Raw genomic sequence first — 20,871 nt, 5'->3', positions numbered from 1 at the left:
CGTGGAGGACCGATGCGCCGATTACGTGTGTTCGCCGTTCCGTTCCTGACCCTTCCCGCGCTCGTCCTGGCGGGCTGCTCCGGCTCGGGGTCGGGCCTGGGAAGTCTCCGGTCCGCGCCTCCCTCCGCCTCCACCTCCCCCTCGGCGTCCGCCTCCCCCTCGCCGAGCCCCCTGCCCACACCCGCCCCCTCCCCGCCCCCGTCCCCCGCGCCCACCACGCCGTGCACGGTCACCGCGGGCCTGGACACGAAAGGGATGACCGGCTATCTCAAGGGGCTGCGCAGCAGCGAGCGACCGGCGCCCTCGGACTCCTCGGCCCTCTTCATGGTGGACAACGGCGTATGGCTCGGCCTTCGCGACTCCCAGCGCCCGTGCGGACCGGTGCCGGTGAAGCTCAGTCACTTCCGGGTGGACATGACCAAGTCGTCGAGCTCGGCCGGCTACAAATTCACGTACGCCCCCATCGACACCCTCACCCTCGCCGTGGGCCCGGGCGACGGCCTGGTCCGGGGGAGCGTCCCCCCGCCCCCGTCGGGCTGCGGCGGCACGCTGTCCGTCCTCTACGTGGGGCAGGACCTCGCGCAGAACGAGCTTCCGGAGCACCTGAGCCTGCCGGGTACGGACTCCACGCTGGACTGGACCCTGGTCGACGTCTCGGCGGACCGCGTGCTGGACGCGGTGTTCAAGCCGCCGCCGGGGGCGAAGAGCTGCTGACCCGCCGGGCGGGGCGGGCGGTGGGACCGGCGGCCGGGAGGGGAGGCCACCGGTACGGCCGGCGGGCGGTGCGCCGTGGGGGTGCGCACCGGCCCGCCGGCGGCCGACCGGGCACGGGGGCGGCGTGGAGCCGCCGAACGCAGGGCTACCCGCGAGTATTGACTATTAGTCAATACAGGGTCACGCTCGATGCGATCCGTCGTGCCGTCGTGCCGTCTTTGGTGTGGGAGGTCGTCCCGTGCGTACAGATGAGGAAATGGGCCGGTTGAGCGGGGAGTTGGGGGGCGCGCGGCCCCCCGCGTCGTTCGCGGAGCTGGAAGCGGGGGAGCTCGCGCGGCTCGCCCGGGCGCTCGGAGCGGAGCGGGCGCGCCAGGCCGACGGTCTGAACCAGGCCGCGGAGGAAGCGCTCAAGCTGGTACCCGCCCTCGCGCGCGGGGCCGTACGCAAGGTGCTGTTCCGGTGAGCCGCGCCGAAGTGGAGAAGATCGCCCGGCTGGTGGGGACGGACGCCGGGGAACTCGGCTTCCTGTGCGGGCTGCCGGACGAGGACGTACGGGCGTTCCGGGAGCAGGTGAGCGGCGTGCTCAACGACGGCGCGCCCGAGATGCTCGACCGGATCGCCGCCGCGACCAAGCTGGTGCCCGCCGGGGTGGCGGCCGCCATCTCGCAGAAGGCCCTCGGCCCCCGGCTGGCGGCCGGTGTGGCCGGCAGGCTGGAGGCGGGCCGTGCCGCCGACATCATCTCGAAGCTGCCCGTCCCCTTCACCGCCGAGGCCTGCGGACACCTCGACCCCCGGAAGATCGCCGGGATCGTCGACCGGCTCGACGAGGGGCTCGTCGTACGCATCGCCGTCACCCTCGCCGAGAACCGTGACCACCTCACCATGGGCCGCTTCGTCGGGCACATGCGGGACCAGGTGCTCCGCCGGATCCTGGAGCAGGTGGACGACGCGGTGGTGCTGCGCGCCGGGTTCTACGTGGACCTGCCCGAGCGGCTGCCGCGCATCCTGGAGCTCATGGGCGACGACCGGCTCGCCGCGGTGGTCCGGGCCGCCGCGACCGAAGGGCTCTGGGAGGAGGCCCTGGGCGTCGCCGCGATGGTCGGCGGTGACCAGCGGGTGCGGATCGCCGAGCTGACCGCCCGCCTCGACGGGACCGAACTCGACTCGCTCGTGCGGGTGACGCACGCCGAGGGGCTGTGGCAGTCCCTGCTGCCGCTCGTCGCGCTGCTCGGCGAGGAGGACCGGCTCGCCGTGGCCCGGCTGGACGCCCTGCGGGATGCGGAGGTACTGGCCGGAGTCGTGCGGGCCGTCGTGGCGACCGCGCTGTGGGGGGAGTTCCTGCCGCTGGTCGGGGTCCTGCCCGAGGGGGCGCGCAAGGTGGTGGCCGACGCCGCCGCCGGGCTGGGCGCCTGCGAGCTCGAAGGCCTCGTGCGCGAGGTCGACCGGCAGGACCTGTGGGAGCTGGTGCTGCCGCTGGTCGAGCTCATGGAGGAGGCGGGGAAGGAACGGATCTTCGCCCTGCCCGCCTTCCGGGACCAGCAGGGCCAGCGGGAGTAGCGGGACCAGCAGGACCAGCGGGGCCGGCCGCGTGCGGTCAGTGCCCGGCTGCCGGGACCAGGCCCGGGGCGAAGCGGTGGGACACGGCCTCCATCAGCGGCTTGCGCTTGGTGTTCTGGAACGCCGCGATCCGCCACTGCCCGTCCGCGCCGGCGGCCGCGTCGCGGACGAGCGTGTACGTCTGGATCTTGCTGAGCTTCTCCGGGCGCCTGCCCTTGTAGGTGTCCCCGCGCCCGTTCACCACGGCCGTGCCGGGGCCGTAGAAGCGGATGTCCAGGATCTCGTCGGCCAGCCGGGTGCCCTTGAGGAAACCGGCGAAGAGGGTGCGGTGGCTCTCCACGATGTCGCGGCGTCCCCGGTAGAAGGTGCCGACATAGGTGATGTACGTGGCGTCCTCGGTGAACAGCTCGCCGTACGCCTCGGCGTCGTGCTCCTCCCAGGCGGCGACGAGCCGGTTCAGCACGGCCTGGACGGAGGCGACGGACTCGCTGGTGGACTGCATGACGGACCACTCCCCAATTGGCTAGACTGATGCAGATACTGAACAGACACAGTATCTGCATGCGTGCAGATATAAATGTAGGAGGGGATCCCGGAGATGGCAACAGGCGGCGACGGCCCGAACGCGCAGACGATCTTCCGGCAGTACCTGGACGCCGTCGGCCTCCAGGGTCTGGCCAGTGCCGAGGCGGCCGGTCTGCACACCTCCGAGTGGTACGCGCTCAGTCTCATCACCCTGGAGGGGAGCCTGTCCTCCGGCGAACTCGCCACCCGCACCGGGCTGACCACGGGCGCGACGACCCGGCTCATCGACCGCCTGGAACGGGCCGGCTACGCCCGCCGGGCCGCCGATCCGGGCGACCGGCGCCGGGTCATCGTGGAGCCGGTGGCGGACGCGCTGGACCGGGTCGAGGACGTGGTCGGCCCCGCCCGCAGGCACATCGCGGCGCTCATCGGCTCCTACACCCCGGAGCAGCGGGCCGTGCTCTTCGACTACTTCGCCCGCGCCGCGCCCGCCTTCCGCACGGCCACGGAGGAGATCCGCGGGGCCGCCGTGCCCCGGCGGGGCAAGGGGCGTACCGAGAAGCCGCTCTAGGGGCTGGCGGAGGGCGCCGTCCGTGGCGGGATGCGGCCGTCCCGTCAACAGGTGACCGCGGCCTCTCGTGCCTCTGAGTCAACCCCCGGACCTTCTGGTAACAGTGGGTCACATGCTCCCCTCCCACATGATGTTGAGCTGCCTGCTGGGTGCCGCGCTGCTCGCTCCCGTACCGGTCGGCACCGTCCACGCTCCCGCCGGTCACGGCCGCACGGCCGACGGCGCTGCCGCTGACGCAAGCAGCGCCGACGGACGCACCGTCGACTACCGCGGGCTGCGCCTCACGGTCCCCGCCGACTGGCGGGTCGTCGACCTCGACCGGAACCCCGAGGCGTGCCTGCGCCTCGACCTGCCCACCCTCTACCTCGGCCACGCCGGCACCCAGGGTGAATGCGGAGCCGCCCGCGCCGCCGCGCCCCGCGCCGACACCCTGCACCTGGAGCCCTTCGACGGAGCCCCGCCGCGGGCCGACATCCCGACCGTCGGAGCGGACGAGGGAGACCCCCTCCCGAAGGTCCGCGGCGACAGCAACGAGATCCGCTACGCCCTGCGCCGCGCCGGGGTGATGGCCACCGTCTCCTACGGGTCCACGCCGGAGGCCGTCCGCGCGGTACTCACCCGGGCCCGGGCCCTGGCGCCCCCGGCCGCCCCCGGCCCGGCCCCCGCCGAGCCGGCCGTCGCCGTCCGCCCCCGTGCCGCCGCCCAGGAGCCCTTCACGGGCGAGGGCTTCGACGCCTGCACCGCCCCCACGCAGCGGGCCATGAACGCCTGGCGGGCCGACTCGCCCTTCGGCGCCGTCGGCATCTACATCGGCGGCCGGGCCCGTGCCTGCGCCCAGCCGCAGCTCACCGAGGCCTGGGTGGCCCGGCAGGCCGAGGCGGGCTGGCACCTGATGCCGATCTGGGTCGGGCCCCAGCCCTGGCACAACGCCGGCACGGGACTGTCGACCGACCCCTCCGAGGCGAACGAGCAGGGCATCGCGGCCGCCGAGGGCGCGGCCCAGGCGGCCGCGGCGCTGGGGCTGGACGAGGGCTCGGTCCTCTACAACGACCTGGAGAACTACTCGGACCGGGCCACCTGGGACGCCCCCGTCGTCGCCTACCTCACCGCCTGGACGGTCCGGCTGCACGAACTGGGCTACCGCGCGGCCGCCTACGTCTCGGCGAGCTCCGGGGCCAAGGCGCTGAGCGCCCACCACGACCAGGCCCCGGACGCCATGCCCGACGTGCTGTGGGTGGCGAGCTGGAACGGCTCGGCCTCGGTCACCGACTCCGACCTGGGACTGCCCGGGGGTACCCGCCAGTGGGCCGGGGGGCGCCGGGCCCACCAGTTCCGGGGCGACCACGACGCCACGTACGGGGACGTGACGATGAACATCGACCGGAGCTGGGTGGACCTCGACGCCCCGGCCCCGGAGAAGGCCCCGAAGACTCCGGCCAGCACGCCGGCGAAGGCTCCGCTCAAGGCCCCCGCCAAGGCCCCGAACAGCGCCCCCGCCAAGGCTCCGAAGCTCATGCAGGGCGCCGCGGGCCCGGCGTAGCTCAGCCGGCCGCGGGGTCCTCGCGGGCCGGCTCGTCGTCGTTGCCCCGGCGCAGGGTGCGCAGACCGTGCCCCGGGGTCCACGACCGCACCACGAGGTCGTCGTCCTCGACGCCGACGTGGACGACCTCCGTCAGCTCGGCGCGGAAGAGGTCGAACGGGTGCGGGGACTCGGTCTCCTCCGCGTACCGGTGCAGCTCGGGCTGTTCCACGATCTCCACCGCCCGCCCGGAGATCCGTACGTCCCCGTCCGGCATGGTCTCGCCCTCGCCGGGGTTGGTGTGCAGGGCGAAGCGCGGGTCGCGGCGCAGGTCCGCGCCCTTCATCGAGCCCGGCATCATGCCCAGCCACAGCTCACCGCCGCGGATGTCCACGTTGAGCCCGGTCGCGCGGGGGGAGCCGTCCTTGCGCAGGGTCGCGAGGACGTGGTGCGGGAACTGGGCGAAGCGGGCCTTGACGGCCGCCGCGAAGTCCGGTTCCGCCTGTTCGAATACGGCCCAGTTGTTCGTCGTCATACGTCCATCAAAGCGCGAGGTGCCGGCAGCCGCCGCTCAGGCGCGCACGATGCCCGCCGCGCGGGCCGCGGCCAGCCAGGCCGGGAACTCCGACACCAGATGGTCGTAGAGCTCCGAGTCGGCGACGGCGCGCGGGTCGGGGCCGGCATGGAAGTAGCCCGCGTTGTCCACCACCCGCTTCTGGGGGACGGGCAGTTCGTCCAACCGCCGCAGGAAGTCGAACTGGGAGCTGCGCGTGTTCCCGAAGCCGACGAACTGCCAGAAGAGCGGCAGGCGGGCCGCCTTGCACAGGTACCTCTCGGCGGCGAGCTTGTTGATGGGACCGCCGTCGGTCTGGAAGACGACGAGCGCGGGGACGGCCGATCCCGAGTCCAGGTAGTGGTCGATCACCGCGTCCATCGCCGCGTGGTAGGAGGTCTTGCCCATGTGGCCGAGCCCGGCGGCGATGGTGGTGACCCGCCCCTCGTGACCGGTGAGGGAGATCTCCTCCAGCGCGTCGACCTCCGTGGAGAAGAACACGACGGGCACCCGGGCGCCGTCGTCCACCAGGTGCGCCGACAGCCCCAGCACCTGGTCGGCGAGGGCCTGCACGCTGCCGTCCTGGTAGTACGGACGCATCGATCCGGAGTAGTCGAGGACCAGGTAGACCGCGGCGCGCCCGCCTTCCAGCCCGTGCTTGCGCAGCGAGACCGCGGCGCTCTTGTAGAGGCTCACGAGGGCCGGGGCGGTCTCTTCGATCTTCCGGAGGTCTGTCGCGCTGCCCGTCATGGGGCCGAGGGTACGGCAGCCCGCGGCCCGGCGCAGTCACCCGTTCACCCGCACCGGCATCCGCACCCCCACCCGTCAGGAGTCACCGGCCCGTGGCGCCGAACCCGAGGCGGCGCGCCAGCCGTTCACGGTGCGCGGCCGGAGGGCCGAAGAGCTGGGCCGAGCCGTGGGCCCGCTTGAAGAACTCGTGTGCCTCGTGCTCCCAGGTGATGCCGATCCCGCCGTGCAGCTGGATCATCTCGCCCGCGACGTACGTGAACGCCTCCGAGCAGGCCGATTTGGCCGCGGCGGCCAGGTCCGGGGCCGCGTCGGCGGCGGCCGCCGCGAGGGCGAGCGAGCGGGCGCCCTCCACCGCGGTGTACATGTCGGCCAGTCGGTGCTTGACGGCCTGGAAGGCGCCGACGGGCCGGCCGAACTGCACCCGCTCCTTCGCGTACCGGACCGTCACCTCCAGCGCCCGCGCCGCCGCCCCCGCCTGCTCGGCGGCGAGGGCCGTGCAGGCCAGGTCCCGGACCCGGGCGAGGACGCTGTCGCCGTCGGACGAGAGCAACCGGGCCGGGCTCCGGTCCAGGGTCAGCTCCGCGAGCGGCCGCGTGCGGTCCATGGTGGACCGTACGGTGAAGGCCGCGGGCGGGGCGGTGAGTTCGAAGAGCCCGAGCGCTCCCGCGGGGGTCACCGCGAAGGCGAGCAGCAGGGCGGGCTCCACCGGCCCGGTCAGCACGTACCGCTTGGTGCCCGTGAGCAGCCAGTCCGGACCGGCCGGCTCGGCCCGCGCCGTCACACCGGAGGCCTCCCAGCCGTCCGCCTCCGCCCAGGCCAGCGCCCCCACGACGGTCCCCCCGGCCAGCCCGGGCAGGTGCTTCGCGCACGCCTCCCGGTCCCCGGCCGCGAGCAGGGCCCCCGCGGTCAGCACCGCCGAGCCCAGGTACGGTACGGGGCTCAGCGAGCGCCCCAGCTCCGCCATGACCACCGCGACCTCGGCGCTCCCGAACCCCAGGCCGCCGAACTCCTCGGGGACCGCCAGCGCCGCCGCGCCGACCTGGGCCGTCAGCGGGGCCCAGGCCGCGTGGCCGGGGTGCCGGGCGAGGGCCGCCCGCACCGCGTCCCGCAGTTCCTCCCGCTCCGGGGTCGGCTCCAGCGGGTTCACGCCGACTCCCCTCGCGCCGCGCGGCGCAGCTCCGCCTTCAGCAGCTTGCCGCCCGCGTTGCGCGGGAGCTCCTCCAGGCGGGTGAACCGCCTGGGCACCTTGAAATTGGCCAGCCGTTCCCGCGTCCAGGAGGTCAGCTCCGCGGAGGTGACCGGCCCGGTGGTGACGACGTACGCCACTCCGACCTCGCCGAGCCGCTCGTCGGGGGCGCCGACGACCGCCGCGTCGGTGATGGCGGGGTGGGTCAGCAGCACGTTCTCCACCTCCGCCGGATAGGCGTTGAACCCGCCGACCACGTACATGTCCTTCAGCCGGTCGGTGATGGCGAGGTAGCCGCGCCCGTCGAGGACGCCGATGTCCCCGGTGCGCAGCCATCCGTCCGGCAGCACGGCCTCGGCGGTGCTCGCCGGGTCGTCCAGGTAGCCGGGGGTGACGTGGTAGCCGCGGACCTGCACCTCGCCGGGTTCCCCGGCGGGCAGCACCGTGCCGAGCGGGTCGGTGATCCGCACCTCGGTGTCCGGCAGCGGCAGGCCGACGGTGTGCGCGAGGGTCCAGGCGTCGGCGTCGGTGGGACAGACGGACACGACGCCGCCGGACTCGGTGAGCCCGTACGCGGTGAACACGTCGGGCGCGCCCAGTTCGCCGCGGATCTCCTCGACGAGCGAGGTGGGCACGGCTGCGGCTCCGGTGCCGGCCAGACGCAGTGCGGAGAGGTCGTGGGAGGCGCGGGCCGGGTGGCGGATCAGACCGTGGAAGACGGTGGGCGGGCCCATCAGGCAGGTGATGCGCTCGGCGGCCATGCGGTGCAGGATGCGGTCGGTGTCGTAGACCGCCTCGGGGAGCATGGTGACCCCGCGCAGCAGGCAGGCGAGTACCCCGGCCTTGTAGCCGAAGGTGTGGAAGAAGGGGTTGACCAGCAGGTACCGGTCGCCGGGGCGCAGGGTGACCAGACCGGACCAGGAGGCGTAGAGCCGGAGGGTCTGGCCATGGGTGGTCATGACGCCCTTGGAGCGGCCGGTGGTGCCGGAGGTGTAGAGGATGTCACTGAGGTCCCCGGGACGTACGGCGGCCGCGCGCGCCGCCCGTTCTCCCTCGGGTACGGCCTCGCCGGCGCGCAGGTACGCCTCCCAGCCGGTGACCCGGGCGGGCCCCGCGTCCCCGCCGCCCGCGCGTCCGTCCCGCAGGATCACGGTGGAGGCGAGCGCCCCCAGGTCCTCTCCGGAGGCGTGCAGGTCGCGGGCGTAGTCGGTGCCGAGGAAGCCGCGCTCGGTGAGCAGGACGCGGGCGCCGCTGCGCCGGATGATGTCGGCGGCCTCGGCGGGTTTGTAGCGGGTGTTGATCGGGACGAGTACCGCCCCGACGCCGACCGCGCCCAGCGCGGCGGTGATCCACCCGCGGCTGTTGGGGGCCCAGACGGCGACGCGGTCACCGGGGCGGACGCCGTGGGCGATGGCGGCCCGGGCGGCGGCGGCGACCTCGGCGGCGAGCCGGGCGAAGGTCCAGCGGACCTCTCCGTCGGCGAGCGCCTCGAGCTCGCCGTACGCGGCGGCGGCGTACTCGGGCAGCCGGGCGAGCGTGGTGGGTGGCTGCGGCGGGGGTGGTGGTGGCATCGGACCCTCCCTACTTGACGAGCGAGCGTGGGCGGTATCCAATCACAGGTGTTTCGGTTAGGCATATACCTAGTAGAAATAATCAGGAGGGGTTCTCATGTCCGACATGAAGTCGGTCCTGTCCAGCTTCTGCACCGGAGTCGCCGTCGTCACGGCGCGCGGAGCCGACGGCCGTCCCGCCGGGATGGCCGTGCAGTCCTTCTCGTCCGTGTCCCTGGATCCGCCGCTGGTCTGCTTCTGCCCGGCGCGCACGTCCACCACCTGGCCCCGGATCCAGGCCGCCGGAGCCTTCGCCGTCAACATCCTCGCCGCCGACCAGCGGGACCTGTGCCGCCGGTTCGCCGTCACTGGAGGGGACAAGTTCGCCGGCGTCGCCTGGCGGCCCGGCGGCAACGGCGCGCCACTGCTGGACGGGGCCCTGGCCACCGTCGAATGCGATCTCGAGGCCGTCCTGGACGGCGGCGACCACGCCGTCGCGCTGGGCCGGGTCACCGCCCTGACGGCGCGCCGCGAGGGCGCGCCGCTGCTCTACTTCCGGCGCACCTACGGGTGCTTGCCGGACGGGCCGGACGCGCCGGTCCTGTCGGACTTGCCCGGAGCCCCGTCCGGCTCTCCGGCCGCGCCGCGCCCGCTCTCCAGCTCGGCGATGTCGTCGAGCATGGCGGCCGCGAGGTCGCGCTCGGAGGCGTAGTACCGCTCCGCCCACTTGAGGGTGAGCGTCGGGTACGCCCAGGAGGCCTCGTCCTTAGCCCCCTCCGCGTCGGCCACCGCTCGCCGCCGCATCTTCTCCGCGAACTCCTGGTGCTGTACGAGGACTTCGCGCATCTGGTCCGACTCCAGCAGGTGTCCGAGCCACAGTCGCAGCATCGGCCCGTGCTTGAGCACCGGGGGGTCGACGGGCGCCTCGCGCGCCCATCGCCGTACCGCCGCCATGCCCTCGTCGGTGATCCGGTAGACCCGCTTGTCGCGGGTGCCGGTCTCCTGGGAGACCAGTCGCGAGGAGGCGTAGCCGGCCTTCTCGAGCCGCTTGAGCTCGCTGTAGATCTGACTGAAGGACGGGCTCCAGTAGAAGAAGCGCAGCGACCAGTCCGACCACTTCTTCAGGTCGTAGCCGGAGAGCTCCTCCCCGAAGGAGAGCAGCCCGAGCACCGCCCAGCTGGTCGCGGGGAGCGTGCGCCCGTTCGTCTCGTCTGCCGCCTCGTCTGCCACGCAGCGCAGTCTACGACCGGTCTGCGCGGTGACTCTTCCCCCGGCAGATTATGACTGCTAGAAGTATTCCTATTCGAAATACATCGCTAGCGTGCCGTGCGCAGCGCACGGCTGGGAGGTTCCCCGTGAAGTTCTCGATGATCTTCGAGGCGCAGCTCGTCGACCCGACCCCCGAACGTGAACACCAGGTCATCCGCGACTGCGTCGAACAGGCCGTGTTCGCCGAGGAGATGGGCTTCGACCGGATCTGGGCGGTCGAGCACCACTCCCTCACCCAGTACGCCCACATGAGCGCCTCCGAGATCTTCCTGACCTGGGTCGCCGCCCGGACCGAGAAGATCCGCATCGGCCACGGCGTCGTCACCATGCCCTTCGGCTACCAGCACCCCGTCCGCGTGGCCGAGCGCGCCGCGATGCTCGACGTGCTCTCCGGCGGCCGCGTGGACATCGGAGCCGGGCGCGGTGCCACCCGCCAGGAGATGTCCATGTACGGGGTCCGGCCCGAGGACACCTACCCGCAGATGGAGGAGGCGCTGCGGATCTTCTCCTCCGCGTGGCGCGAGGAGGTGTTCGAGTGGCACGGCACCATCGACATCGGCCCCGGCGCGATCCTGCCCCGCCCGGTCCAGGACCCGCACCCGCCGCTCTTCATGGCCTGCTCCAAGCACGACACCCTCAAGCTCGCCGCCGAACTGGGCATCGGGGCCCTGGTGATGGGCTTCGCAGGCGCCGACGACGTACGCGAGATGCGCAAGGTCTACGACGAGGCCATCGCCACCCGCACCGGGGACCGCCTCGTCTCCAGCGAGGTCAACGACCACCTCTCCGCCCTCTGCCCGACCATCGTCCTCGACGACGCCGAGCGCGCGCTGCGCCTGGGCACCCGCGGCCAGCGCTTCTTCGCCGAGTCCATCGCGCACTGGTACGGCAACGCCCCCGAGCCGACGGGCTGGTCCGAGGAGGAGACCGCCGAGGAACACGTGGCGGCGCTGGAGAGGAGCCGGGAGGAGCTCGTCGCCAGGCTCCACGAGGCGAACATCCCCGCCCGCCCCGTGGACACCGGCACCTACAACGCCGAGCATGCTTACGGCGATGCGCGGACCGCCATCGCCTACGTCGAGCGGCTGCGCGAGATCGGCGTCGACGAGGTCATGTGCCTGATCCAGATGGGCACCGTCCCGCAGGAGGCGTGCATGGAGACCATCCGGCAGTGGGGCGAGACCGTCATCCCGCACTTCCGCGCACTGGAGGGCTGACCCGTGGGCGCGGTTTCCGGCGGGTCCGTCCGTCTCGACGGCAAGGTCGTCGTCATCACCGGCGCCGGACGCGGCCAGGGCGCGGCCGAGGCCCGCCTCTGCGCGGAGGCGGGCGCGCGGGTCGTGGTCACCGACATCCGGGAGGAGGAGGGCCGTTCGGTCGCCACCTCCCTCGGTGACCAGGGGCTCTACGTACGGCACGACGTGGCCGACGCCGGCAGCTGGGCGGAGGTCGTACGGGAGGCCGTGCGCGCCTTCGGCACGGTCTCGGCCCTGGTCAACAATGCCGCGCTGTGGCGCACGGCCCACGTCGAGCGCCAGGGCCTCGAAGACTTCGAAGCCCTGCTGCGGGTCAACCTGCTCGGCCCGTTCCTCGGTATCCAGGCGGTCGCCCCGGTCCTGCGCGCCGCCGGCGGCGGCTCGATCGTCAACGTCTCCTCCACCGCCGGCCTGGTCGGCATCCCGGGCCACGCGGCGTACGGATCGAGCAAGTTCGGGCTGCGCGGGCTGACGAAGTCGGCGGCGCTCGACCTGGCGGGGGACCGGATCAGGATCAACTCCGTGCACCCGGGGGCGATCGACACCCCGATGGTCAGCGAGGCGGTCGCGGGGCGGGACTGGTCGCACGTGCCGCTGGGGCGGATCGGGCGGCCCGAGGAGGTGGGCGAGCTGGTCCTCTTCCTCTGCTCGGACGGGTCCTCGTACATCACGGGAGCGGAGTTCACGGTCGACGGGGGGATGACGGCGCGATGAGCGGCACCGACGGTCTGTCCCCGGCGGCCCGCGGGCTGTGCGACGCGATGTCGGCCGGCTTCCCCGGGCCGGGGGACACGGCGGCCCTGCGGGCGGCGGCGCGCGGCGCCCCCGGGGGCGCCGCCGTGGCCTCGGTCCGCGGCGCGGCCGCCGACGGCGTCCCCGTACGGATCTACGACCCCGAGCCGGGCGCCCGGGGGCGCCCCCTCGCCGTGTTCCTGCACGGCGGGGGCTGGGTGATGTGCGGCCTGGACAGCCACGACGCGCTGTGCCGGGCCCTGGCCCTGGCCTCGGGCGCGGTGGTGGTCTCCGTCGACTACCGGCTCGCCCCCGAACACCCGTGGCCGGCGGCGCCCGACGACGCGCTGACCGTGGTGCTGTGGGCCCGGGCGCGGGCGGCCGAACTGGGCTGCGACCCCGCACGGCTCGTCGTCGCAGGGGACTCCAGCGGAGGCAACCTCGCGGCCGTGACGGCCCTGCGGGCCCCCGAACTGATCGCCGGGCAGCTGCTGTTCTACCCGCCCCTGGACGCCTCGATGGGATCCCGCTCGGTGGCCGAGTTCGCGGAGGGGTACTTCCACACGGCCGCGCACATGGCCTGGTACTGGGACCAGTACGGCGGCGACGCGGCCCACCCCCACGTCTCCCCGCTCCGGGCCCCCGACTTCTCGCAGCTGCCCCGCACGCTGCTCGTCCTGGCCGACTGCGACGTCCTGCGGGACGAGGGCCTGGCCTACGGGCGCCGGCTGGGGGAGGCGGGCGTGGACTGCGGGGTCCACCTGGTCCCCGGGGTCTTCCACGGCTTCCTCGGCCTGCCGCTCCCCGCCGCGGAGGCGGCGATCGGGGTGGCGGGGGCGTGGATGGCGGCGACGGGTGCGAGGTAGAGGGGGCTGGGCGGCCGGATTCGAACCGGCGTCCTCCTCCATGCTGTGTAGGCGCACTACCCCTGTGCTGCGACCCAGCCCTTGAGGGGGATCCTGGGCGAGGCCCCGGCGGACGGACACACGAACATCCCCGGCATGATGTGCGCATGTCGATATCGGTCCCCGGGGCAGTGGTGCGCAACTCCCTCGCCCTGGCGGCGGAGTTCGCCGCCGCCCTGCTGATGCGCGGCTCCCAGCCGCACTGGCTGCCGATCCTGCTCGCGCTGTTCGCGTTCGTGTCCGGGGTGCCGAACGGTACGGAGGCCGGGTTCGTGCGGCGGACGTCGCTCGCGGTGGGGGCGGTGCTGATCGTGTTGTGCGGTGCCCGCGCGTGGGACGGCCCTGTCCTCTGGGAGGCCCTGACCGCGCTCCTGCTCCTGATCCAGACGATCTCCCTGACCCGCCTGTCCCGCCGCTGACAGCCACTCCCGCCGCGCGGGCCGCAGTCCCCTACCCGGCCTTCGCCCGTTCCCCGGGCCGGGCCGGGGGCTACAGCCGCTCGATGATGGTGACGTTGGCCTGGCCGCCGCCCTCGCACATGGTCTGGAGGCCGAAGCGGCCGCCCGTGCGCTCCAGTTCGTGCAGGAGCGTGGTCATCAGCTTGACGCCCGTCGCGCCCAGCGGATGGCCCAGGGCGATCGCGCCGCCGTTGACGTTCACCCGCTCAGGGTCCGCGCCCGTCTCCTTCAGCCAGGCCAGGGCCACCGGCGCGAACGCCTCGTTGATCTCGACCAGGTCGATGTCCGCCAGGGACATGCCGGTCTTCTTCAGGGCGTAGGCCGTCGCCGGGATCGGCGCGGACAGCATGCGGATCGGGTCCTCGCCGCGGACCGAGAGGTGGTGGATGCGGGCGCGCGGGCGCAGACCGTGTTCCCGTACCGCCCGCTCGGAGGCCAGCAGCATCGCCGCCGCGCCGTCCGAGACCTGGGAGGAGACCGCCGCCGTGATCGTGCCGCCCTCCATGACCGGCTTCAGGCCCGCCATCTTCTCCAGACTCGTGTCGCGGCGCGGGCCCTCGTCCACCGAGACGGAGCCGTACGGAACGATCTCCCGCTCGAAGCGCCCCTCGTCGATGGCGCGCAGCGCCCGCTCGTGGGAGCGCAGGGCGAACTCCTCCATGTCCCGCCGCGAGATGCCCCACTTCTCCGCGATCAGCTGGGCCCCGTGGAACTGGTTGACCGGGGAGTCCCCGTACCGCGCCCGCCATCCCGCCGACCCCAGGTACGGGCCCTCCGTGAAGCCCAGCGGCTCGGCCGCCTGCCGCGAGGCGAAGGCGATCGGGATCATCGACATGTTCTGGGTGCCGCCCGCGACCACCAGGTCCTGGGTGCCGGACATGACGCCCTGCGCCGCGAAGTGCACCGCCTGCTGGGAGGATCCGCACTGGCGGTCGATGGTGACGCCGGGGACCTCCTCGGGGAGTCCCGCCGCCAGCCAGGCCGTCCGCGCGATGTCGCCCGCCTGCGGGCCCACCGTGTCGAGGCAGCCGAACACCACGTCCTCGACGGCCGCCGGGTCGATCCCGGACCGTTCGACGAGCGCCTTCAGGACGTGCGCCCCCAGGTCGGCCGGGTGGACCTCGGACAGGCCTCCCTTGCGCCGGCCCACCGGGGTGCGTACCGCTTCGACTATGTAGGCCTCGGGCATCAGAACTCCTCAGGGGTATGCGGGTTACGTACGTGTGGCGATTCCGTCCAGCACCATCGACAGGTACTGGCGGGCGATCTCCTCGGGACTGTGCTGGCCTCCCGGCCGGTACCAGGACGCCGCGACCCACACCGTGTCGCGCACGAAGCGGTAGGTGAGGCGGATGTCCAGGTCGGCGCGGAAGACCTCGGCCGCGACGCCGCGCTCCAGCGTCCCCAGCCACGCCTTCTCGAACTTGACCTGCGAGTCGGAGAGGTAGTGGAAGCGGGGCTGGGTCGACAGGTGGCGGGACTCCTTCTGGTAGATCGCGACGGCGGCGCGGTGCCGGTCGATCTCCCGGAACGATTCGGTGACGAGCGCCTCGATGGTCTCCCTGGGGCCGAGTCCGGCGGCGAGGACGGTGTCGTAGCCCTCCCACAGCTCGTTCAGGAAGGCGGAGAGGATCTCGTCGAGCATCGATTCCTTGGAATCGAAGTGGTAGTAGAGGCTGCCGGCGAGCATGCCGGCGGCGTCGGCGATCTTGCGGACGGTGGTGGCGTTGTAGCCCTGTGCGGCGAAGACCTCCGCGGCGGTGTCGAGGAGTTCGCGGCGGCGCTCGGGCGACGCCGTCACCTGGGGCTTCTTCTGGGATGTCGGCTTGTTCGTTGGCACGCGCCCATTCTGGTCATACCCCGGCCGGTCATACGCCGGCCTACGCGTGCTGACTGCTGACCGATACGGTCTCGCCCGTCATGTACGACGAGTAGCCGCTGGCCAGGAAGACGATGACGTTGGCGACCTCCCACGGCTCGGCGTAGCGGCCGAAGGCCTCGCGGGCGGTGAGTTCGGCGAGCAGCTCCTCGCTGGTGACCTTCACCAGGTGCGGGTGCATGGCCAGGCTCGGCGCGACCGCGTTGATCCGTACGCCGAACTCCGCGGCCTCCAGTGCCGCGCAGCGGGTCAGCGCCATCACCCCGGCCTTGGCGGCGGCGTAGTGGGCCTGCCCGGTCTGGGCGCGCCAGCCGATGACGGAGGCGTTGTTGACGATGACCCCGCGCCCGGTGCCCGCTCCCCGGAAGGACCGCATCGCGGCGCGCGTGCAGCGGAAGGTGCCGTTCAGCGTGACGTCGAGGACGCGGGACCACTGTTCGTCGGTCATGTCGACGAGGTTCGCGGTGCCGCCGAGGCCGGCGTTGTTGACGACGACGTCGAGGCCGCCGTGGAGGCGTTCGGCGAGCGAGAAGAGGGCCCGCACCTGTTCCTCGTCGGTGACGTCGCAGGGCAGGGAGGCGACGCGGTCCGCGCCGAACTCCGCGGCCAGCGCCTCCTCGCTCTCCTTGAGGCGGCGGGCGTGCGCGTCGCCGATGAGGACGCGGGCACCCTCCTCCAGGAAGCGGCGGGCGGTGGCCCCGCCGATGCCGGCCCCGGCGGCGGCGGTGATGACGGCGGTCCGGCCCGCCAGCAGTCCGTGCCCGGCCACGTACTCGGGTGCGTTGAGGGGTGCGTTCACGCCCGTACCTCCTTGGGAAGGCCGAGGATCCGCTCGGCGACGATGTTGCGCTGGATCTCGTCCGAGCCCGCGTAGATGGTGTCGGAGCGGGAGAAGAGGAAGAGCCGCTGCCAGTCGTCGAGGTCGTACGGGTCCCCGTGCGCTCCGGCCGCGACGAGCCCGGCGGCCCCGCACACGTCCATGGCGAGTTCTCCCAGGTCCCGGTGCCAACGGGCCCAGTACAGCTTCGCCATGGAGGGGGCGGTGCCGGGCCGCAGCGCGGTCGCGCGCATGGTCTCCAGGCCGATCCAGGCCCGCACGAGCCGGTCGCGGATCAGCGGGTCGGCCATCGCGCCGCCCAGCCGGGCCCGTTCGGCCAGGGCTTCGAGTTCGCGGCGGAAGCCGACCTGCTGGCCCAGGGTGGAGACGCCGCGCTCGAAGCCGAGGGTGGCCATGGCGACGGCCCAGCCCTCGCCGGGCGCGCCGACGATGTGGGCGGCGTCGGTGCGGGCCCCGTCGAAGAAGACCTCGTTGAACTCGGAGGTGCCGGTGAGCTGGACGATGGGCCGGACCTCGACCCCGGGCTGTTCCATGGGGACCAGCAGGTAGGACAGACCCGCGTGGCGGCGGGAGCCCACCTCGGTGCGGGCGATCACGAAGCACCACTGCGACTCGTGGGCCAGGGAGGTCCAGATCTTCTGGCCGTCGACGACCCACGAGCCGTCGACGAGGGCGGCCCGGGTGCGGACGCCCGCCAGGTCCGAGCCGGCGTCGGGCTCGCTGTAGCCCTGGCACCACAGCTCCTCCACGGCCCGGATCGGCGGCAGGAAGCGGCGCCGCTGCTCTTCGGTGCCGTGGGCGATGAGGGTGGGGCCGAGGAGCTGCTCGCCGATGTGGTTCACGCGCGCGGGCGCGCCGGCGAGGGCGTACTCCTCGTGGAAGGCGATCTGCTGCCCGGTGCTCGCGCCGCGGCCGCCGTACTCGACGGGCCAGCCGATGCAGGTCCAGCCGTGGGCGGCCATGTGCCGTTCCCAGGCGAGGCGTTCGGCGAAGACCTCGTGCTCCCGGCCAGGTCCGCCGCGGCCCTTGAGGGCGGCGAACTCCCCGGTGAGATGGGCCCGTAGCCACCTCCGAACCTCGGTGCGGAACTCCTCGACGCTGGTCATGGCCGTACGTTAACCTACCAAACACTTGTTAGGGAAGGTTGAAGGATGGAAGCCCCGTGATGGATGGAAGCCGGATGCCCGACGCCCCCGACTCCGAGGCGCCGGTGCTCTACGAGCGCCGCGGCCCGGTCGCCTACGTGACCATGAACCGTCCCCGCTACCGCAACGCGCAGAACAGCGCGATGACCTACGCCCTCGACGACGCCTTCTACCGGGCCGCCGGCGATCCCGAGGTCAAGGTCGTCGTGCTGGCCGGGGCCGGCGAGCACTTCTCGGCGGGCCACGACATCGGCACCCCCGACCGCGACGCGCACCTGCCCTTCGAACGCCGGGCCGGCCTCTGGTGGGACCACTCGCAGCGCTCCGGCGCCGAATCCCGCTTCGCCCGCGAATCCGAGGTCTACCTCGGCATGTGCCGCCGCTGGCGCGAACTGCCCAAGCCCGTCATCGCCTCCGTCCACGGCGCCTGCGTGGCCGGCGGGCTGATGCTCGCCTGGGTCTGCGACCTGATCGTGGCCAGTGCGGACGCCTTCTTCGCGGACCCCGTCGTCCGCATGGGCATCCCGGGCGTCGAGTACTTCGCCCACCCGTGGGCGATGCCCCCGCGCATCGCCAAGGAGTTCCTCTACACCGGCGACCGGATGTCCGCCCGGCGGGCCCACGAGGTCGGCATGGTCAACCGGGTCTACGAGCGGGACGCGCTGGCGGAGGAGACCGACCGGCTCGCCCTACGGATCGCCGAGATGCCGGGCTTCGGACTCGCCCTCACCAAGCGGGCCGTGAACCAGGCCGAGGACCTCCAGGGCCTGCACACCGGCATGGACTCCGTCTTCGGCCTGCACCACCTCGCACACTCCCACAGCGCCGAGACGGTGGCGGACTCGCTCGGCGGCATGGACCTGTCCGCGATGAAAAGTGCCGCGATGGAAGGTGCCGCCAAGACGGGCGCCGCCATGAAGGACGCCGCGACGACGGAGGCGAACAGCTGATGGACCTGAACCATTCGGCGGCCGTGGAGGCCTTCCGGGCCGAGGCCCGCGACTGGCTGGCCGCCCACGTCCCCGCCACCCCCCTGCCCTCCCTGGAGACCCGCGAGGGCTTCGCCGCCCACCGCGAATGGGAGGCGCTGCTGCACTCCGCGCGCTGGTCGGTCGTGTCCTGGCCCCAGGAGTACGGCGGCCGCGGCGTCGACATCGAGCACTGGCTGGTCTTCGAGGAGGAGTACTGGGCCGCCGGCGCGCCCGGCCGGGTCTCCCAGAACGGCATCAACCTCCTCGCCCCCACCCTCCTCGACCACGCCACGGACGAGCAGCGCGCCCGCGTCCTGCCCTCCATGGCCAGCGGCGAGGTCATCTGGGCCCAGGCCTGGTCGGAGCCCGAATCCGGCTCCGACCTCGCCTCCCTCAAGTCCAGGGCCGTACGCACCGAAGGCGGCTGGCTGCTGTCCGGGCAGAAGACCTGGTCCTCGCGGGCCGCCTTCGCCGACCGAGCCTTCGGCATCTTCCGCACCGACCCGGACGCCCCCAAGCCCCACCAGGGGCTCACGTACCTGATGTTCGACCTGCGCGCCCCCGGAGTCACCGTGCGGCCCATCGGCCGCCTCGACGGCAAGCCCGCCTTCGCCGAGCTCTTCCTCGACGAGGTGTTCGTGCCGGACGCGGACGTCATCGGGGAGCCCGGACAGGGCTGGCGTATCGCCATGTCGACGACCGGGAACGAGCGCGGCCTGACCCTGCGCGCCCCGGGCCGCTTCCTGGCCGCCGCCGACCGCCTCGTGGACCTGTGGCGGGCCTCCGGGGACCCCGCCGACACCGCGCTGCGCGACCGGGTCGCCGACGCGGTGGTCGGAGCCCGCGCCTACCAGCTGTTCACCTGGGCCAATGCCTCCCGCTTCGCCGCCGGCGAGACGATCGGCGCCGAGTCCAGCCTCAACAAGGTGTTCTGGTCCCAGTACGACATCGCCCTGCACGAGAGCGCCCTCGACCTGCTGGGCCCGGACGCGGAGCTCGCCGACGGCGAATGGGCCGAGCCGTGGATCTTCTCCCTGGCCGGCCCCATCTACGCGGGGACCAACGAGATCCAGCGCGACATCATCGCCGAGCGGCTGCTCGGCCTCCCGAAGGGCCGCCGCTGATGCGCTTCCTGCCGACCGAGGAACAGTCGGACTTCGCCCGCACCCTGCACGGCCTGCTCGGCGCCTCGGACGTCCCGGCGGCGGTACGGGCCTGGGGCGCGGGCGACCACACCCCCGGCCGGGTGCTGTGGGCGCGGCTCGCCGGGACGGGCCTGTTCGCCCTCGCGGCCGACGAGGCCCACGAAGGCCTGGGCCTCATGCCGCTGGAACTGGCGACCGGCTTCGTGGAGCTGGGCCGCGCCGGGATGCCGGGCCCGGCGGTGGAGACGGCCGCCGCGGCCGTGCTCCTGACCCGGCTCGGCGACGGGGCACTGGCCAAGCGGTTCCTCCCGGGGCTGGTGGCGGGGGAGACCTCGGCCACCCTCACCCTCCCCGGCGGCGGCCCGTACGCCCTGGACGCCGACGCGGCGACCCACCTCCTCACCGTGTCACCGGCCGGGGAGCTCCGCCTGGCCGGCGGCGCTGGAGCACCGCGGACCTCCACCGACCCCGCCCGGCGCCTCTCCGTCCCGGACCCCGGTGGCGAACTGCTGGCGGCCGGCCCGGCGGTCACCGCGGCGGCCCGGGACGCCGGGGACTGGGCGCGACTGCTGACGGCCGCCCAGTGCCTCGGAGCCGGCGAGGCACTCCTGGCCCGGACGGTGGAGTACGCGAAGCAGCGCACCCAGTTCGGCACGCCGATCGGCGGTTTCCAGGCGGTCAAGCACCGGCTCGCCGACACCCTGATCGGCCTGGAGTTCGCCAGGCCGCTGCTGTGGGCGGCCGCGATCTCCCTGGACCCCGGGGAGATCGCGGCGGCGAAGCTGACCGCCGGCGAGGCGGCGTACGCGGCGGCCATGACCGCGCTCCAGCTGCACGGCGCCGTCGGCTACACCGAGGAACTCGACCTCTCCCTGTGGCTGCGCAAGGCCCGCCCGCTGCGCGACGCGTGGGGGACCCCCTCGCAGTGCCGGGCGGCGGTGCTTCAGGAGCGCGTGCGGTAGTACGTCGCCAGAGCGGTGTTCAGGAGGACGGCCCCCGTGAACCACAGGGCCCAGGACCGCTGCCCGAGCGCGAGGAGCGCGAGGGCGGCGGCGCCGAACACCAGGGCCTTGACCCCGAGCTGGGCAGCGAGGGGGACGGCGAACCGGGCCTTCGGCGCGGCGAAGAGCCCCCAGAGCACGGCGGTGGCGAGCGGCGCGGCCACCGCCAGGGCGACGGACCCCACCCGGCCGATGTCACGGGCGAGACCCCACCAGGCCAGCAGGCCGAGGGCCAGGACCTCCAGGAGGAACGCGAGACCCTCGTTGACCAGGAAGAACGCTCGGACGGGGGCGGGCAGCGCAGAGGACGGCATACTCCCAGACTCCTGCGGCCGGGCAGGAGGAGT

The 20,871-nt window shown here is 73.3% G+C and carries 23 protein-coding genes, 1 tRNA gene and 1 pseudogene; 13 read left to right on the top strand and 12 right to left on the bottom strand.

The window, feature by feature from the left end; all coding sequences use genetic code 11:
* Positions 1-12: 12 nt before the first annotated feature.
* The 3 genes from OG389_RS10060 (at position 13) to OG389_RS10050 (ending at position 2,271) form a co-directional block, all read left to right on the top strand.
* A complete protein-coding gene (locus OG389_RS10060; protein WP_328298124.1) occupies positions 13-714 on the top strand; it encodes a hypothetical protein in 702 nt (233 codons plus the stop codon).
* 238 nt (positions 715-952) lie between these two features.
* Positions 953-1,177 carry a hypothetical protein gene (locus OG389_RS10055; protein ID WP_328298123.1) on the top strand — a complete coding sequence of 75 codons (225 nt, stop codon included), beginning with the start codon at positions 953-955 and terminating at the stop codon, positions 1,175-1,177.
* On the top strand, positions 1,174-2,271 hold the full coding sequence (locus OG389_RS10050) for a hypothetical protein (protein WP_328298122.1): 1,098 nt from the start codon (positions 1,174-1,176) through the stop codon (positions 2,269-2,271). The genes OG389_RS10055 and OG389_RS10050 overlap by 4 nt, the downstream gene beginning before the upstream one ends.
* Before the next feature lie 37 nt (positions 2,272-2,308).
* On the opposite strand, the gene OG389_RS10045 is transcribed toward OG389_RS10050, so the two are convergent.
* Positions 2,309-2,773, bottom strand: a complete 465-nt coding sequence (locus tag OG389_RS10045; protein ID WP_328298121.1) for an SgcJ/EcaC family oxidoreductase — start codon at positions 2,771-2,773, stop codon at positions 2,309-2,311.
* A 96-nt stretch (positions 2,774-2,869) separates the two neighbouring features.
* Here OG389_RS10045 and OG389_RS10040 point away from each other — a divergent pair, with 96 nt between their 5' ends.
* Together OG389_RS10040 and OG389_RS10035 are read left to right on the top strand one after the other, a co-directional pair.
* Positions 2,870-3,367: a MarR family winged helix-turn-helix transcriptional regulator gene (locus tag OG389_RS10040; protein WP_328298120.1), complete on the top strand. Its 498-nt coding sequence runs from the start codon at positions 2,870-2,872 to the stop codon at positions 3,365-3,367.
* Between the two features lie 112 nt (positions 3,368-3,479).
* Positions 3,480-4,907, top strand: a complete 1,428-nt coding sequence (locus tag OG389_RS10035; protein WP_328298119.1) for a DUF1906 domain-containing protein — start codon at positions 3,480-3,482, stop codon at positions 4,905-4,907.
* A 1-nt stretch (position 4,908) separates the two neighbouring features.
* Here the strand turns inward: OG389_RS10035 and OG389_RS10030 are convergent, their stop codons facing one another.
* The 4 genes from OG389_RS10030 to OG389_RS10015 form a co-directional block, all read right to left on the bottom strand.
* Positions 4,909-5,421 carry a pyridoxamine 5'-phosphate oxidase family protein gene (locus OG389_RS10030; RefSeq protein ID WP_328298118.1) on the bottom strand — a complete coding sequence of 171 codons (513 nt, stop codon included), beginning with the start codon at positions 5,419-5,421 and terminating at the stop codon, positions 4,909-4,911.
* Positions 5,422-5,457: 36 nt separating this feature from the next.
* On the bottom strand, positions 5,458-6,189 hold the full coding sequence (locus OG389_RS10025) for a VWA domain-containing protein (RefSeq protein ID WP_328298117.1): 732 nt from the start codon (positions 6,187-6,189) through the stop codon (positions 5,458-5,460).
* An 82-nt stretch (positions 6,190-6,271) separates the two neighbouring features.
* Positions 6,272-7,336: an acyl-CoA dehydrogenase family protein gene (locus OG389_RS10020; protein ID WP_328298116.1), complete on the bottom strand. Its 1,065-nt coding sequence runs from the start codon at positions 7,334-7,336 to the stop codon at positions 6,272-6,274.
* Positions 7,333-8,946, bottom strand: coding sequence for a FadD3 family acyl-CoA ligase (locus OG389_RS10015; protein WP_328298115.1), 1,614 nt, complete (start codon positions 8,944-8,946; stop codon positions 7,333-7,335). The genes OG389_RS10020 and OG389_RS10015 overlap by 4 nt, the downstream gene beginning before the upstream one ends.
* Before the next feature lie 97 nt (positions 8,947-9,043).
* On the opposite strand from OG389_RS10015, the pseudogene OG389_RS10010 reads away from it, so the two are divergent.
* Positions 9,044-9,436, top strand: a pseudogene (locus OG389_RS10010) (flavin reductase family protein); the annotation flags it as partial.
* Positions 9,437-9,489: 53 nt separating this feature from the next.
* Here OG389_RS10010 and OG389_RS10005 read toward each other — a convergent pair.
* Positions 9,490-10,164, bottom strand: coding sequence for a PadR family transcriptional regulator (locus OG389_RS10005; RefSeq protein ID WP_328303647.1), 675 nt, complete (start codon positions 10,162-10,164; stop codon positions 9,490-9,492).
* Positions 10,165-10,280: 116 nt separating this feature from the next.
* Between OG389_RS10005 and OG389_RS10000 the strand changes: the two genes are divergently transcribed.
* Genes OG389_RS10000 through OG389_RS09990 form a run of 3 tightly spaced genes read left to right on the top strand, consistent with a single transcriptional unit; the run spans position 10,281 to position 13,048 of the window.
* Entirely contained in the window at positions 10,281-11,411 is a 1,131-nt protein-coding gene (locus OG389_RS10000) for an LLM class flavin-dependent oxidoreductase (protein WP_328298114.1), read from the top strand.
* A gap of 3 nt (positions 11,412-11,414) precedes the next feature.
* Complete coding sequence (locus OG389_RS09995) at positions 11,415-12,164, top strand: SDR family NAD(P)-dependent oxidoreductase (RefSeq protein WP_328298113.1); 750 nt, start codon at positions 11,415-11,417, stop codon at positions 12,162-12,164.
* Positions 12,161-13,048: an alpha/beta hydrolase gene (locus tag OG389_RS09990; RefSeq protein ID WP_328298112.1), complete on the top strand. Its 888-nt coding sequence runs from the start codon at positions 12,161-12,163 to the stop codon at positions 13,046-13,048. Before OG389_RS09995 ends, OG389_RS09990 begins: the two co-directional genes overlap by 4 nt.
* A gap of 3 nt (positions 13,049-13,051) precedes the next feature.
* Here the strand turns inward: OG389_RS09990 and OG389_RS09985 are convergent.
* Positions 13,052-13,128, bottom strand: a tRNA-Ala gene (locus OG389_RS09985).
* A gap of 66 nt (positions 13,129-13,194) precedes the next feature.
* Between OG389_RS09985 and OG389_RS09980 the strand changes: the two genes are divergently transcribed.
* A complete protein-coding gene (locus OG389_RS09980) occupies positions 13,195-13,506 on the top strand; it encodes a hypothetical protein (RefSeq protein WP_328298111.1) in 312 nt (103 codons plus the stop codon).
* A gap of 70 nt (positions 13,507-13,576) precedes the next feature.
* On the opposite strand, the gene OG389_RS09975 is transcribed toward OG389_RS09980, so the two are convergent.
* Genes OG389_RS09975 through OG389_RS09960 form a run of 4 tightly spaced genes read right to left on the bottom strand, consistent with a single transcriptional unit; the run spans position 13,577 to position 17,368 of the window.
* Positions 13,577-14,734: an acetyl-CoA C-acetyltransferase gene (locus OG389_RS09975; protein WP_328298110.1), complete on the bottom strand. Its 1,158-nt coding sequence runs from the start codon at positions 14,732-14,734 to the stop codon at positions 13,577-13,579.
* A gap of 24 nt (positions 14,735-14,758) precedes the next feature.
* Positions 14,759-15,385 (bottom strand): TetR/AcrR family transcriptional regulator, encoded by a 627-nt coding sequence (locus OG389_RS09970; RefSeq protein ID WP_328298109.1) that lies wholly within the window; start codon positions 15,383-15,385, stop codon positions 14,759-14,761.
* Between the two features lie 40 nt (positions 15,386-15,425).
* Entirely contained in the window at positions 15,426-16,223 is a 798-nt protein-coding gene (locus OG389_RS09965) for an SDR family oxidoreductase (RefSeq protein WP_328298108.1), read from the bottom strand.
* Positions 16,220-17,368 carry an acyl-CoA dehydrogenase family protein gene (locus OG389_RS09960; RefSeq protein WP_328298107.1) on the bottom strand — a complete coding sequence of 383 codons (1,149 nt, stop codon included), beginning with the start codon at positions 17,366-17,368 and terminating at the stop codon, positions 16,220-16,222. Before OG389_RS09960 ends, OG389_RS09965 begins: the two co-directional genes overlap by 4 nt.
* A gap of 74 nt (positions 17,369-17,442) precedes the next feature.
* Here OG389_RS09960 and OG389_RS09955 point away from each other — a divergent pair, with 74 nt between their 5' ends.
* Genes OG389_RS09955 through OG389_RS09945 form a run of 3 tightly spaced genes read left to right on the top strand, consistent with a single transcriptional unit; the run spans position 17,443 to position 20,485 of the window.
* Positions 17,443-18,357 carry an enoyl-CoA hydratase gene (locus tag OG389_RS09955; RefSeq protein ID WP_328298106.1) on the top strand — a complete coding sequence of 305 codons (915 nt, stop codon included), beginning with the start codon at positions 17,443-17,445 and terminating at the stop codon, positions 18,355-18,357.
* On the top strand, positions 18,357-19,502 hold the full coding sequence (locus OG389_RS09950; RefSeq protein ID WP_328298105.1) for an acyl-CoA dehydrogenase family protein: 1,146 nt from the start codon (positions 18,357-18,359) through the stop codon (positions 19,500-19,502). The genes OG389_RS09955 and OG389_RS09950 overlap by 1 nt, the downstream gene beginning before the upstream one ends.
* Entirely contained in the window at positions 19,502-20,485 is a 984-nt protein-coding gene (locus OG389_RS09945; protein ID WP_328298104.1) for an acyl-CoA dehydrogenase family protein, read from the top strand. Before OG389_RS09950 ends, OG389_RS09945 begins: the two co-directional genes overlap by 1 nt.
* Here OG389_RS09945 and OG389_RS09940 read toward each other — a convergent pair.
* On the bottom strand, positions 20,467-20,838 hold the full coding sequence (locus OG389_RS09940) for a DUF2568 domain-containing protein (RefSeq protein ID WP_328298103.1): 372 nt from the start codon (positions 20,836-20,838) through the stop codon (positions 20,467-20,469). The two genes, OG389_RS09945 and OG389_RS09940, sit on opposite strands and share 19 nt — an antisense overlap.
* Positions 20,839-20,871: the final 33 nt, after the last annotated feature.

The sequence above is a fragment of the Streptomyces sp. NBC_00435 genome, assembly GCF_036014235.1.
Classification (GTDB): Bacteria; Actinomycetota; Actinomycetes; order Streptomycetales; family Streptomycetaceae; genus Streptomyces.
Note: the sequence above shows the minus strand (reverse complement) of the source record. Positions and strands in the feature narration are given on the sequence as shown.

Bases quoted from the DNA above. Each gene is read 5' to 3' on its own strand.
- OG389_RS10060 (WP_328298124.1), top strand. From the start codon at position 13: ATGCGCCGATTACGTGTGTTCGCCGTTCCGTTCCTGACCCTTCCCGCG.
- OG389_RS10045 (WP_328298121.1), bottom strand. From the start codon at position 2,773: ATGCAGTCCACCAGCGAGTCCGTCGCCTCCGTCCAGGCCGTGCTGAAC.
- OG389_RS10040 (WP_328298120.1), top strand. From the start codon at position 2,870: ATGGCAACAGGCGGCGACGGCCCGAACGCGCAGACGATCTTCCGGCAG.
- OG389_RS10035 (WP_328298119.1), top strand. From the start codon at position 3,480: ATGCTCCCCTCCCACATGATGTTGAGCTGCCTGCTGGGTGCCGCGCTG.
- OG389_RS10030 (WP_328298118.1), bottom strand. From the start codon at position 5,421: ATGACGACGAACAACTGGGCCGTATTCGAACAGGCGGAACCGGACTTC.
- OG389_RS10025 (WP_328298117.1), bottom strand. From the start codon at position 6,189: ATGACGGGCAGCGCGACAGACCTCCGGAAGATCGAAGAGACCGCCCCG.
- OG389_RS10015 (WP_328298115.1), bottom strand. From the start codon at position 8,946: ATGCCACCACCACCCCCGCCGCAGCCACCCACCACGCTCGCCCGGCTG.
- OG389_RS09990 (WP_328298112.1), top strand. From the start codon at position 12,161: ATGAGCGGCACCGACGGTCTGTCCCCGGCGGCCCGCGGGCTGTGCGAC.
- OG389_RS09980 (WP_328298111.1), top strand. From the start codon at position 13,195: ATGTCGATATCGGTCCCCGGGGCAGTGGTGCGCAACTCCCTCGCCCTG.
- OG389_RS09975 (WP_328298110.1), bottom strand. From the start codon at position 14,734: ATGCCCGAGGCCTACATAGTCGAAGCGGTACGCACCCCGGTGGGCCGG.
- OG389_RS09960 (WP_328298107.1), bottom strand. From the start codon at position 17,368: ATGACCAGCGTCGAGGAGTTCCGCACCGAGGTTCGGAGGTGGCTACGG.
- OG389_RS09955 (WP_328298106.1), top strand. From the start codon at position 17,443: ATGCCCGACGCCCCCGACTCCGAGGCGCCGGTGCTCTACGAGCGCCGC.
- OG389_RS09950 (WP_328298105.1), top strand. From the start codon at position 18,357: ATGGACCTGAACCATTCGGCGGCCGTGGAGGCCTTCCGGGCCGAGGCC.
- OG389_RS09945 (WP_328298104.1), top strand. From the start codon at position 19,502: ATGCGCTTCCTGCCGACCGAGGAACAGTCGGACTTCGCCCGCACCCTG.
- OG389_RS09940 (WP_328298103.1), bottom strand. From the start codon at position 20,838: ATGCCGTCCTCTGCGCTGCCCGCCCCCGTCCGAGCGTTCTTCCTGGTC.